General features: G+C 33.7%; 9 protein-coding genes. 6 read left to right on the top strand and 3 right to left on the bottom strand.

Annotated features, from left to right (window positions below; translation table 11 throughout):
* The first annotated feature begins 1 nt into the window (after position 1).
* On the top strand, positions 2 to 898 hold the full coding sequence (locus ACXHHC_RS10135; RefSeq protein WP_458226258.1) for a glycosyltransferase family 2 protein: 897 nt from the start codon (positions 2 to 4) through the stop codon (positions 896 to 898).
* Here ACXHHC_RS10135 and ACXHHC_RS10130 read toward each other — a convergent pair.
* A complete protein-coding gene (locus tag ACXHHC_RS10130) occupies positions 882 to 1985 on the bottom strand; it encodes a glycosyltransferase (RefSeq protein WP_458226257.1) in 1104 nt (367 codons plus the stop codon). The two genes, ACXHHC_RS10135 and ACXHHC_RS10130, sit on opposite strands and share 17 nt — an antisense overlap.
* A 120-nt stretch (positions 1986 to 2105) precedes the next feature.
* Between ACXHHC_RS10130 and ACXHHC_RS10125 the strand changes: the two genes are divergently transcribed.
* The gene (locus ACXHHC_RS10125; RefSeq protein ID WP_458226256.1) at positions 2106 to 3245 is read left to right on the top strand and encodes a hypothetical protein; all 1140 of its coding nucleotides are present in this window, start codon (positions 2106 to 2108) and stop codon (positions 3243 to 3245) included.
* Between the two features lies 1 nt (position 3246).
* Here ACXHHC_RS10125 and ACXHHC_RS10120 read toward each other — a convergent pair whose 3' ends face one another.
* Positions 3247 to 3927 (bottom strand): cell division ATP-binding protein FtsE, encoded by a 681-nt coding sequence (locus tag ACXHHC_RS10120; protein WP_458226255.1) that lies wholly within the window; start codon positions 3925 to 3927, stop codon positions 3247 to 3249.
* Positions 3928 to 4084: 157 nt separating this feature from the next.
* On the opposite strand from ACXHHC_RS10120, the gene ACXHHC_RS10115 reads away from it, so the two are divergent.
* From ACXHHC_RS10115 to ACXHHC_RS10100, 4 genes are read left to right on the top strand one after another with little or no spacing between them, the layout of a single operon-like run.
* On the top strand, positions 4085 to 7117 hold the full coding sequence (locus ACXHHC_RS10115) for a tetratricopeptide repeat protein (RefSeq protein ID WP_458226254.1): 3033 nt from the start codon (positions 4085 to 4087) through the stop codon (positions 7115 to 7117).
* Entirely contained in the window at positions 7107 to 8804 is a 1698-nt protein-coding gene (locus tag ACXHHC_RS10110; RefSeq protein ID WP_458226253.1) for a hypothetical protein, read from the top strand. The genes ACXHHC_RS10115 and ACXHHC_RS10110 overlap by 11 nt, the downstream gene beginning before the upstream one ends.
* A 2-nt stretch (positions 8805 to 8806) precedes the next feature.
* On the top strand, positions 8807 to 10147 hold the full coding sequence (dgt, locus tag ACXHHC_RS10105) for a dGTP triphosphohydrolase (protein ID WP_458226252.1): 1341 nt from the start codon (positions 8807 to 8809) through the stop codon (positions 10145 to 10147).
* Between the two features lie 26 nt (positions 10148 to 10173).
* Positions 10174 to 12936, top strand: coding sequence for a T9SS type A sorting domain-containing protein (locus tag ACXHHC_RS10100; RefSeq protein WP_458226251.1), 2763 nt, complete (start codon positions 10174 to 10176; stop codon positions 12934 to 12936).
* Here ACXHHC_RS10100 and ACXHHC_RS10095 read toward each other — a convergent pair whose 3' ends face one another.
* On the bottom strand, positions 12937 to 14043 hold the full coding sequence (locus ACXHHC_RS10095) for a DUF3078 domain-containing protein (RefSeq protein ID WP_458226250.1): 1107 nt from the start codon (positions 14041 to 14043) through the stop codon (positions 12937 to 12939). It abuts the gene before it with no gap.
* Positions 14044 to 14045 lie beyond the last annotated feature (2 nt).

The raw sequence follows: 14045 nt of genomic DNA, 5'->3' as shown, positions 1-14045 counted from the left end.
AATGAATAAGGTTCTTTTTTCGGTAGTAATTACAGTGTACAACAAAGAAAAATATATTTATGATTCTTTGATGAGTGTGTGTCGTCAAAGATTGTCTCCATTGGAGATTATAATAGTAAATGATGGTTCTACAGATTTGTCTCTTTTAGAAATAGCCAGAATTAACGACTCTAGAATAAGAGTTCATACCATTCCAAACGAGGGAGTTTCTAATGCAAGGAATACAGGAGCTTCCTTTGCAAAAGGTACTTATATAGCTTTTTTAGATGGAGATGATGTTTGGTTAGAGAATCATTTAGAAGAAATTCAGAAAATGATTTTTCAATTCCCAGAGGAAGCTGTTTTTTCTTCGGCAACATTGTGTGATAAAAATGGGAATTTAAGAAAGCGTGAGTATTATGTATTACCCAAACAAGTACAGGTTGTAGACTATTTTAAAGGGGGGCTTTTGCAATCCCTTTTGAATCCTTCATCTTTGGTGATTAATGTGGAATTGTATCGCCAAATGGGTGGTTTTGATGTGCGCTATACCAATTATGAAGACATTGAGTTTTGGTTCCGTTTGGGTTTAAAGTATTCTGTTGTTTTTTCTATAATTCCTACAGGGGTTGTTAGGATTACAGAAAATAGTTTGTCTCGCAAAAGAATCAATTTAAAAACCTGTTGTTTTTTTGAAGAGTACGATTCCGTACAGACGGATAATAAAGCTTTTTATAAAGTTTTAGATTTGAATAGGTATTCTTTAGCCTTGATTTGCAAAGAATATGGAGATCATGAAAAATTCAAAATTCTTTGTTCTAAAATAAATAGAGATCATCTGTCTTTTAGGAAAAAAATAGTGCTAAGTTCTCCTGTTTTTGTTCTGAAGCTTTTGAAAAAAATCAATGAGGTGCTTTAGCGAATATTGAATGAATTAAGTCTCTCCATTCATCTTGAATTTTATCAAAGGACAAGTGTTGAATGCTTTGAGAACAGTTGCTTCTACATAGTTTTAACAATTCTACATCGGTGGCCATTGAATTTAAAGCCTCAGTATATGTGGTTCTTTTTTTTGGAACCAAAAGCCCATTGTATTCGTGTTTGATGAGTTCTTTGGGGCCAGATTCACAATCTACAGATACAACAGGGGTGTTGCAGGCTAAAGATTCTACGATGGACATGGGGAATCCTTCAAAATGACTTGTTAGAACTGTAAACTTTGCTTTTCTTACGCTAGGGAAAGGATTGGTGGTTGCAGGCATAAACATTATTTTGTCGCTCAGGTTTAGCTTCTGAACTAGCGAAATAAGTTTTTCCTTATCTGGCCCATCACCTAAAAGATGCAATTGGATATTTTTTTCAGGCAGTATCGAGTTGCGGTAGGCTTCAATTAGAAAAGCCAAATCTTTAGCTTCTTCGTCTAATCTTCCAAAAAAGAGAATGTATTCTTCTTTTGTAGGTTCTAATAATGTGCTTTCTGATTTTAGTTGAAACGAATTGTAAATGGTAGTTGCATTGTTGAGTCCGTATTTTTTCTGAATACTTTGTTGAATCCCTTTTGAAACAGTGACTAGAGTTGTGTTTTTGGCATACAGATAATGAGCGATTCTTTTGTTTTTGGGAAACGATTTTAAAAGATTGTGACTATGTATCATGAAAATCGTAGGCGTGTTTCGATACAAAATAGGTTTTAAAAATAGTTCTCTTGGTAGTGAGTTTCTTGAACGATGATCAATTAGTAGATCCATGTTGTTTTCTTTTAAGAATCTTTTAAAAATCCTAAAACGATGAATTCTGCCTAAGAAACTATCGTTTGTATCTTTTAAAGCTCCTAGGTTTAAAAGTGTGCCAGCGTATTCAAACTCTATGTGATTTAAAATAGAAACTATAAAAACACGATGCCCTAAATTTTGTAGCATTTGAGACTGCAAAGCAGCAACTTTTTCAGCACCTCCTTGGCCTAAGGATGAGGTGATGATACAAATGTTCTTATTGGGTAAAGGCATGATGTGTATTTTGATTAAAAGTATGAAAAAAATGAAACTCGTGTTCTATGATTGGTTTTCTAAAAAAAGTTTGTTTCCTTTTCAAAAAACCTCCATCTTAGTTTTTTAAAAGAATTGTATTTGAATACAACGGAATTGAAATCTACAAATCAAGTAAAAAACCTTCATCTGGTTTCTTTTGATGTTCCTTATCCTCCTAGTTATGGGGGGGTGATAGATGTTTTCTACAAAATAAAAGCATTGAGTGCTTTAGGGGTGCAGATTTATTTACACACTTTTGAGTATGGTAGGGGAGAGCAAACAGAGCTAGAAAAGTATTGTGAAAAAGTTTTTTATTATCCAAGAAAGTCTTTCTGGAAATCTTTTTTGTCTACAATTCCATATATAGTGAAGTCTAGAGAGCATGTTTTGCTTGAGAAAAGACTTAAGGAATTATCTTGCCCCATACTTTTTGAAGGTTTGCATTCTGCTTCGTACTTAAAAAACCAGTCTAAAATTGATGTGAAAACCATCGTGAGAATGCACAATATTGAGCACGATTATTATGAAGGCTTGGCCAGAAGTGAAAGGAATTTTTTAAAGAAAGTGTTTTTTAGTTTAGAAGCCCTGAAGTTGAAAAAGTATCAAACAGTTTTGAATAAATGCGATTGTGTTTTGACGATTTCGCCTTTGGAACAAAATTATTTTTCTAGTTTGTTTGGTGAAAATTGTCATTACCTTCCTGTCTTTTCTGATACGGAATTCAGCCCCTTAAAAGAAGTCGAAAAATTTGTTTTGTGGCATGGAGATTTACGAGTGAGTGACAATGTGAAATCTGCACTATGGGCCATTGAAATTGTTGAAAATACAACTCATAAATTAATCATTGCAAGCAGTACAAGAGATGAGGCTGTTTTTAAAGCTTGTCAAGAGTTAGAGAATGTAATATTTAATGATTTAAATACAGCGTGTGAGTTGGGAGCCTTGATGGCTTCTGCAAATGTCAATTTGTTATTTACCTTTCAAGTGACAGGGATCAAACTGAAATTGTTAAATACATTGGTCAAAAGCAGGTATATCATTGCCAATGATAAAATTATCCAACAAACTGGTTTGGAGGATTTGTGTGTTGAGGGTAATACCACCATAGAAATTAGAAATCTATTAGATACTTATATGTTTCTTGATTTTCCTGAACAAGAAAGGGTTCGGAGAAAAGAAGTTCTCAAAGCTTTTGATACTCAGAAGAATGCTCAGAAAATTATGGATTTGATGTGTTAGCTTATGTTTGATGAGCAACTTCAAAGACTTCTCCATTTTCTACCTTAAAAGTTCGTTGTGGGTATTTTAAAATCAAAGCATAATCGTGAGTAGCCATTAAAATAGTTTTTCCACTTTCATGAATTTCATTCAACAAGGACATTACCTCCATAGAGGTTTTTGGGTCTAGATTTCCCGTGGGTTCGTCAGCAATAATTAATTCTGGGTCGTTTAATAAAGCTCTTGCGATAGCAATTCTTTGTTGTTCTCCTCCAGATACTTGAAAAGGCATTTTGTATCCTTTTTCTTCTAAACCAACCTTTTGTAGTACCTCGCTAATTTTAGCTTTCATTTTTTCTTTGTCTTTCCAGCCTGTTGCTTTTAAAACAAAGAGTAAGTTGTCGTGTATATTTCTATCGTTTAACAACTTAAAATCTTGAAAAACAATTCCGATTTTACGCCTTAAAAAAGGAATTTGCTTCTCTTTTAGTGAGGGTAGGTCAAAACCAACAACTTCACCAATCCCAGATTGTAAAGCTAAATCACCGTACAATATTTTTAACAAGCTACTTTTTCCACTACCTGTTTTCCCAATTAGGTAGAAAAATTCCCCTGGGTTGATTTCAAAATCAACATTTTTAAGAATCAAAATATCCTCTTGAAATATATTCGCTTCTTTTAAATATAAAATGGGTTGATCCATGGGAAAATAGTTTTTACAAACATATTTAAAAATAGGGGAATGCTAAAATAATAGAAGTTTAAACCTAGTTTTCGTGTATTTCAAATAAATGAAGGAGATTTTCGTTAATTAAGGAGGATATTATTTATTTTTATTTACCGAAAAATAAACCATGTTTATGAAAAAACAATTTCTGACTTTGTTGATTTTGTTGCTGTTGAGTATTCATTTTGGAAGTGCTCAAACCAGTTATAAAGAAAACAAAACCAATAAGTGGTACAACAAAGCCGTGTTTGCATTTGATAGTGAAAATTATCAATTGGCAGCTAATTACTTTGAAAGATTAGAGGTGCAACATTATTTAAAAGCAACAGTTGATGAGTATAAGCTGCTTATAGGTTTGGAGTTGAGTAAGATAGGGGCTGATAAAGAGTTGGAGAAGTATTTAAAAGCAAATCCTTTTACTCCAAATAAGAATACGCTAGTGTTGGGACTGTCTAACTTTTATTTTGACAAAGGTTACGAAGAGAAAGCTCTTAAGTGGTTTGGTAAAATTGATGTTACCATGTTAACAGACCATCAAGAAACAGCCTACAATTACAAATTAGCATTTGCTCATTACAAGCGAAAAAGTTTTTCTAAAGCCAAGCAGTACCTAATACCAATGACTCAAAGAGGTCAGTATAAAAGTGAAGCTTACTATTATCTTGGAAATATAGCCTTAGAAAGTAAAGATTACAATGAAGCATTAAGGAATTTTAATTTCATTAAAGAGCAACCGAAATACAAGAAAGAAATAGGATACCAGAATTTAGTAATCCTATACCATCAGAAGGAATATGAAAAGGCAATAGCGCTTGGTGAAAAGAATTTTAAGAGATCTAGAGGGACCGAGCAATCACAAATGGCTAAGATTATTGGGGAGAGTTATTTTTATCAAAAAAAATTCGACAAAGCAATTCCTTATTTGTTGCAATACCGTGGTAATAAAAGAAAGGGTTTAACAGAAGTGGATTATTATTTTTTAGGGTACGCTTACTATAAAAAGGGAGACTATAATAAAGCCATAGAGAATTTTAATAAAATTACCGACGAGAAAACAGGGGTTTCGCAAAACGCACATTATCATTTGGGAGAATGCTATTTGCAAAAGAAGCAAAAAGCACAGGCTTTAAATGCGTTTAAAAATGCATCGGAAATGGATTTTGATGCAGAGATTCAGAAAGATGCTTTTCTGAATTATGCAAAATTAAGTTATGATATTGGGAATCCGTACAAGAGTAGTTCTGAAGTGCTGCAAGCTTATGTAGATAAATACCCTAATAGTGCTGAGACAACTTATATAGAGAAACTAATTGTAAGTGCATATTTACAGTTTAAAGATTATCAGGGAGCTATAGATTATTACAACCAACATAGATTGGTAAAAGATGCGGTGTATCAAACAATTCTTATAGAGAAGGGATTCGAATTATATAATCAAAGAAAATACAAGGAAGCAAACCAGTTTTTTTCTGAAGCTTCTGGAATTTATGCGGATCATGGTTTAAAGTATAGAGCCTTGTTTTGGGAAGGAGAAACGCTGTCGGAAATGAACGACTTTATTGGAGCGGCCTATGCTTTTCAATCTTTTGTTAGAGACGAAGACAGTCAGTATTTAGATGAATATAACGATGGTATTTATGGATTGGCTTACGCGTTGTATCAACAAAAAAAATACGAGAATGCCATTAAAGTTTTTCAGGACTATATAACAGCAACCAATAACGATGTTAAAAGAAGAAACGCAATTTTAAGAATAGCAGATTGTCATTATGTAAGTAAAGATTATTGGCCGGCTTTAGAAAAGTACAATCAAATTATTTCTGAAAACAAGGAACAAGTAGATTATGCAATGTATCAAAAAGCATTAGGTTATGGTTTTTTAGGGCGTAATGAAAAGAAAGTAGAGACGTTAAAATTGCTTCAGGCTACATTTAAAAGATCTGCATATTTAGATAATTCGTATTATCAGTTGGGGAATTTATATGTAAATCAGAATAAAAATAATTTAGCCATTGCCGCTTACGACGATTTAATAATTAAATATCCTAAAAGTCCACTAGCTGCTAAGGCCAAGTTAAAAAAAGGAACGGTTTTGTTCAATACCAATAAATACGAAGCTTCTATTAACGTGTTAAAAGAGCTGGTACAAGAATACGCAGGAACAGCAGAGGCAATACAAGCAGTTGGTATCGTAGAGCAAGTGTACAAAGAATTAGATCAAGTAGATGTATATGCAGAATGGGTTAAAGAGCTAGAGTTTGTGAATATTACAGATGCAGATATTGATAAAACAATGTTCGAAGCAGCAGAGAATAAATACATTTCTAACGATTTGGGAGGTGCTATTTCTAGTTGTAAAAAGTACTTGTTAAATTTTCCTAATGGAATTCATTCTTTAACGGTTCATTTCTATTTAGCTCAGTCTTTTTACAACATAGGAGCCAAAGAAAATGCGATTCCTGAGTATTTAGAAGTTTTAAGTGTAAACAATAATGAATACACAGAGGTTGCTTTAAATAGATTGTCTCAAGTGTATTTAGAAAATGAAGATTGGGATAAAGCAAGTGAATTGTTACTTAGAATAGAAAAAGAAATAACCAATGCGCAGAGTGTAGTATATGCACAAAGTAATTTAATGAAATATTACTACAAGCAAGACAATCATACGTTGGTGCTAAGTTATACAGATAAGGTATTGGCAAATAAGAAAAGTAGTAAAGAGGCCATTGCAGATGCTTATGTATTTGGTGCAAGAAGTGCTATTGTTCTAAAGGACTACGATAAGGCCAAAACGTTTTATAAAAAGTTAGAAACCATTGGTAAAGGAGAAGTAAAGGCAGAGGCTAATTATTACAAAGCTCTTTGGATGCATTTAGATAAGGAGTATAAAAAATCCAATGAGCAGGTTCAGTTATTGGCGAGTAAGTTTCAAGTATATAAGAATTGGGGGTTAAAGGGATTGTTATTAATGGCTCAGAATTTCCATGCTTTAAAAGACGATTTTCAAGCTGATTTTATCTTAAAAAATGTAATAAAGAATGCTGCAGAGTTTCCAGAAATTATAGAGCAAGCAGAGGAATTATTAGTACGTTATAAAAAGGTAAAGAAGCAAGAAGAAACTAAAAAAGAAGAAGAACCCTTAACAAATACAGCAGATGGATTTTAAGTTAGTTAAAAGGTGGTTTCTATGCTGTTTGGCCATAGGAATTACTCAAAGTTATGCCCAAGATAAGGATGAGGAGCAAAAAATAAAGAAGGAAGATGTGGTGGTTGAATTTTCTTTTAACCCTACACTTTCGGATGTGTTTAAATTAAAAACAACTCCTATTTTAACCGAAGATTTTCCAAAAGAGGAAATAAAATATAAAATAACATCTAAGGAAGTACCTTCGGATTTTGTTCCAGTAGCTAAAAAGGCTACCTACGTAAAGGTAGAAGATGAAAAACCTAGGCAATATTCTAATTATGTTTACGGTGCAGCGGGTATGTATGGTAACGGAGAGTTTGAGTTGCAATTAAAACCAGCTGTTAAAAGGTCTGGTTATCAATATGGGTTGGGGATTACTAGTTACAACGCACAAGGAGGCATAGACGATGAAAGAGTAGACAACGGCCAGTGGAAAGCAGAAGCAGATGCTTTTTTAGCGAAATACAACAGAAACTCTAATTGGAAGGTAGATTTAAAGTATCAGAGAAACCAAATTCATTGGTATGGTCTAGAAGAGGGGATTGCTGAGTCTATTTATCAGGACTTAGAGGTTCAACAAGTCTATAACCAATTTGATGTATTTGGGAAGTTATCGTTTGAGGGTGGATACATAAATCATATAACAACAGGGGTAAAAGTATTTTCAGATAATTACAACAGTTCTGAAACGCAAATAGATGCGGGTACTGTTTTAGATTCATCCCTTTTTGCAGATTTTATAGCGTTAGGAGTAGATTTTCAGTATTTAAATGGAAGTTTTAATCAGACGTATTTAACAGACGATAGCATTAATTATAGTTTCATCAATGTAGGTATAACGCCTAAGTATTCTTATTTAGGAGAGGTGTTTAAGTTAGATGTATCGTTAGGGTTGTTTGCCAATTTAGATCAAGAAGCCTCTAAGTCTAACTTTGTCTTTTTACCGAATGTATTGGCTTCTTTTTCTCTTTTGGAGAATATAATGACATTGAATACTGGGATAAGAAGTGGGTTGATTCAGAATTCTTATGCAACCTTATCAGAAAAGAATCCTTGGGTTTCACCAACGCTACAGATTCAAACCACTACAAAACCTGTAGACGTTTTTGTGGGGTTGGATGGAAAATTAACAAAAACACTTTCCTACAATACAGAAGTTAGCTACCAGCAAGTAAAAGATATGGCTTTGTTTGTGAACAATGCTAATATAGGGGCTACAGCAACGAGCTATCAAATGGGAAACAGTTTTGGAGTTATTTACGATGATGTATCTGTGGTTTCTTTTAAAGGAAATATAGAAAGCTCTTTTTTTGAGAAATTAACGGGAGGGATTACAGCTACCTTTAATTCTTATGAGACAGATGAGTTAGAGGAAGCGTATAATTTGCCTAGCTTTACGTTAGAAGCTTATACAAATTATACGTATAAAAAGTTAAATGCCCAGTTAGGCGTTAATTATATAGACTCTAGGAAAGATGTAGCAAGGGCAAACATAGTTACTGTGGATGGTTTTGTAGATGTAAATGCAAGGTTTAATTATGCAATTACAGATCAATTTCAAGTTCATGCAAATCTGTACAATTTAACAAACAATCAATATCAAACTTATTTAAATTATCAAGTTCAGGGAATTCAGGCCTTGGGAGGATTATCATATAAATTTTAAACATGCGTTGGGAACAATTATTATCGCTTAAGAGAGCCGGAGATAGAGCAGTAAGAAATAGAAAAGAGCAAGATGAGTTAAGGCTTGGTTTTGAAGTAGATTTTGATAGAATTGTTTTCTCATCAGCATTTAGAAGCCTACAAGATAAAACACAGGTAATTCCTCTTTCGGACACCGATTTTGTACATACTAGGTTAACGCATAGTATGGAGGTATCTGTAGTTGGGCGTTCTTTAGGTAGAATAGTGGGGAAGCAGGTGTTAGAAAAACATGGCTACCTTAACGACTTGGGGTATACATTTAACGATTTTGGAACCATAGTAGCAGCAGCAGCTTTGTCTCACGATATTGGAAATCCTCCATTTGGTCATAGTGGAGAGAAGTCCATAGGAGAGTATTTTAATTCTGGTAAAGGGAAAAAATATCAATCGGAATTAACAGAGAAGCAGTGGCAAGATTTAATAGATTTTGAGGGGAATGCCAATGGATTTAAAATCTTAACCCAAGATGGAGGAGGAGTAAAAGACGGTCTTCGTTTGTCTTATGCTACTTTGGGAGCTTTTATGAAATATCCAAAGGAATCACTACCTAAAAAAGCAACAAAACATATAGTAGATAAGAAATTTGGTTTTTTTCAGTCGGAAAAAGAAAAATTTATAGATGTAGCAGAAACCTTGGGATTAAAACCTATTAGAACTGGGGAGGATGTGACTTATAACAGGCATCCCTTGGCTTTTTTAGTGGAGGCTGCAGACGATATTTGCTATACCATTATTGATTTTGAAGATGGAATAAATCTAGGATTGATAGACGAAGAATTCGCTTTGGAAAATATGATCCGTATTGTAGAAGGAAAGATTGATATTAAAAAATACCATTCTTTAAGTCTTAAAAAAGACAGAGTAAGTTATTTAAGAGCCTTGGCAATAAGTACGTTAATACAAGAAGCAGCTACAGTTTTTATAGAAAACGAAACGGCAATTTTAAACGGTGAATTGGATAAGCCGTTATTGGATAAATGTAAGTATACGGCTCAGATAGATGATATTATTAAATTAAGTATTGACAAGATATACAATAGCCGTAGTGTTATAGAGAAAGAGGTCGCAGGATATAAGGTAATTGCAGATTTATTGGATGTTTTTATCAATGCAATTAATAATTCTTATTTAGGAAACGCATCTAATTACGACAAACTGATTATACTAATGCTGCCACAAGAGTTTAACAGTCAGTCTGATGTGTTGTACGATAGGATTATGAATGTTTGTACTTACGTAGCTAGTATGTCAGATAGTTTCGCTATTTTAACCCATAAAAAAATTAGCGGAGTGATTGTTTAATATCTCTTGAGCTTGAATTGAATCCAATGAAAAAAAGAATACTCTTAAGCGTACTTTTAGTAGCTGCAACCGGAACGGTATTATATATTAACTCTAAAGATAAAGAAAGAGAACGCTATCGAGAGTTGGTGTCGAATCATCCCATACAAGAACGTTTAAAATTATCTAAAAAAGAACGTAAGAAGAAAGGCTATCCACCAAATAGATATTTTGATGACCAATATTTATTGGAGATGGATCCAAGTACAGGGAAAACGTATCCGGAGCATTTAGAAGACATTAAAAAAACAGAAAGAACCAAAGGGCAAACAAGATTTGCTGTTGTGCCAGGATTAGAGAATACAAATCCTTGGGTAGAAAGAGGACCTGATAATATAGGGGGTAGAACAAGAGTTGTTTTCTATGATCCAAACGATGCTAGTGGTAAAAGAGTTTTTGCAGGAGGAGTATCTGGAGGGTTATGGGTGAATAATGATATTTCTAATCCTAATTCATCTTGGACAAGAGTAGGAATAGACGAGAATTTATCTGTTTCTTGTTATGCCATTGATCCTAACGATTCTAATGTTTGGTATATTGGAACAGGTGAAGCGTATACGGGTAATGACGGAACGGGTAATGGTATTTGGAGAACGACCAATGGAGGAAATACTTGGACACAGTTTTTAGTAGAAGATTTATTTACATTTAGAGATACCACAAGAGACGATTTTGAAATACTTCGTTTTTACTACATTAATGAAATAGTAGCTTGGAACAATGCAGGTACTACAGAAATATTTTTCTCTGTAGATGGAGGTGTTGATTACGATCCTGTAGGTTATGCGCTGTCTGGTTGGTGGAAATTTAACGGAGCAACACCTGGGAGTATTCCTTTTTTTACGCCTGATATTGACCCAGATCCAGAGGAAGAGAATAGAACACCTTATGTGTTTAGCGATGTAGAAATAGCTCCTGACAATTCTTTATGGTGTGCTACTAAAACAAATCTTTTTGGTAGAGGGGGTGGAAAAATTTTTAGAACTACCGATGGTGAAAATTTTACTGAGAAATATTCTTTTACAAGTGGTAATAGAGTAGAGTTGTCTGTGTCAAAAACAAATCCTAATAAAGTATATGCTTTAGCGCAAGTACCTAGTGGTGTATCGTTGGTTAAGACTACAGATGGTACTAATTTTGGATTGATAGCCAAGCCAAACGACGTAGATGATGACATAGAACCTGATGATTTTGCAAGAAATCAGGCGTTTTACAATTTAACGATTGAAGTAGATCCAGAAAATGATGATATAGTATATGCAGGTGGAATAGATTTATTTAGATCTTCTAATGGAGGGGGATCTTGGAAACAAATATCTAAGTGGTCTAATAATAATAGTTTGGCAGACTTAGATGTTTCACAAGTACATGCAGATCAACATGCAATTATTTTTGACCCCAATGATTCTAATAAAGGGGTTTTTGCAAATGATGGAGGTATTTATTATGCTAGTAACTTGTCTAATGCAGCTTTAAGCGAAACTGCAATTGTGGCAAGGAATAAAAATTACAACATTACCCAGTTTTATTCTGGAGCTATAGGACAAGATGTAAATAACGAAATGATACTAGGAGGGACTCAAGATAACGGATCATTATTGGTTCTAAATGCAGATGCTGGTGTAAACTCTTATTTTGATATTTATGGAGGTGATGGTATAGAGAACTTTATAGATAAAGACAATGAATATCTAGTGGTTTCTTATGTTCATAATGTATACGGAGCTTATTTGTTACCCATAACCAATGAAAGTAGGTCTATAGAAATTTCAGATGATCAAGATTCGGGAAGTTTTTCTAATACGGCAGATTTAGACCATAACTTAGATATTTTGTATACAAATGGTACTGAGGATGGTACTCCTAGAATATCAAGATTTAAAAACTTAACAACAACCCCAGTTAGAAAGAATTTTACAAGTGCTAAATTAGATGAAAGCCCTTCTGTGATAAGGGTTTCTCCGTATACTATTAATTCATCAACAGTATTTGTAGGAACTGTGTCTGGAAAGATAATAAAAGTAACAGGCTTAGACGGGGAAGATCCGGTTTGGACAGATATAGATATAGACAGTGAAATTAATGTAGGTGCAGTTTCTGATATAGATTTTGGGAGAAATGAAGATGAAATTTTAGTAACAATGCATAATTATGGAATAAATAATATTTACTACTCATCTGATGGAGGAGAAACTTGGGAGGAAAAAGAAGGTAATTTTCCAGACATACCTGTAAAAGCAATTCAAATGAACCCTTTTGATGTAAATGAGGTAATTATAGGAACCAATTTAGGGGTTTGGAGTACCCAGAATTTTACGAATGATGCCCCTACTTGGGAACATGCACAGAATGGGATGTCTAATGTAAAAGTTACTAAGTTTGATATGAGAGTAGCTGACACTACTGTATTGGCTTCTACCTATGGGAGAGGGTTGTTTACAGGGAGTTTTAGCGAGAGCTTATTTCTGCCAAATAATCCTATAGAAAACAAAGAAGCATTGACTTATAAAGTGAGTTTGAATTCTACCTTTATCGATAATGATAGATTGGAAGTTGGATTGAAAAATATTTCGGGAGATACGAGCTTTATCATTTACAATGCCAAAGGAAAAACCATTCAAAAAGAACGTTTAAATTCGAACAACGGAAGGGTGCAATATATACCAGTAGAAGGTTATAAGCCAGGAGTATACTTTTTATTTGTTGCACACCAAGGAAGTAGTTATACCAAAAGATTTATTGTAAAATAATTAAAATACATAGGTAACTCCTACACCCAAAATTTGTTTTAACTGAACTTTTGGACCTGTTTGAGTTCCATCATTTTCAACAATCGAAGTATCGTCATCGTAGAGTAAGTGAGAGCTAATTCTAGAGTGAATGTATTGGTTTACTTTCATGTCTATGTTTAGCATTATATCGCTATCTACATTTCCAAATTTGTTTAAGTAGTCTGAATAGAACGAACTTTTAACGGAAAAATTCACGTTTTTCATTAAACGAGTCTTGTATTCCAGTCGTAGCAGTGTTCCAAATTCCGAATTGATGTTTTCTCCTTTTTTAATAATATTTCCATCGGCATCTTTTACAGCTTTGGTAACACCAAATGCTCCGTTATCGGCCAGGTCTTGGTCATAAACAAAAGTAACCTGATTGGTTAATGGAGAAATATGTATTTTAAAATTGTCTTCTTTATCAGTATACACAGCCCCGACCCCCAGTCGCATTCTAGCAGGTGCAAAGAAGTTTGAAATAAGATTTGCTTTGGTTTTTCCTTTATACCCCTTTGCAAACTGAGTGGTTAAACTAAAATCACCAGAGTAATACCATTTAGAAGCAATGCTACTTCTATAACCAACATTAGATTTTATATCAATAATATCATCTGTTTTTAAAGCGTGATCTATACCCTCTTCCTTGCTTAGTCCGTATCTAAGCACTAGGTCGTTTCTCCAAAAAAGATTTCCTTTTTTATAATCAAAATCACCTCTGTAGGCTGTAATACCAGCAATGGTATTGTTACCCCCTTTGGTCCAGTTAAGGAAAGAGGTTTGTGTTAAAATAATTTCGGGTTTGTTGGTAATTTTCCAATAGTTACGTTTGGCACTCTTGTCTAATATTTTTTTGATAGAGTCCGTTTTTGCAACTCCCGTTTTTTGAATGGAATCTCTTTTTTTCTTTGTAAAGAGTTTCTTTAAAGAGGTCTTAATTTTAGATACAGATTTAGGAGTTGGAATCGTATCTGGTTGATGTTGATGTGCGTAACTAGATACACTCATCAGCATAAAACAAAATAGTAATCTTGTAAAAGATTTTAAAACAAATGTTGTTAGCATATAGTTTATCTTGTTCTTCATCT

Source organism: Wenyingzhuangia sp. IMCC45574 (assembly GCF_054182685.1).
This window is presented reverse-complemented; position numbering and strand designations above follow the sequence as displayed.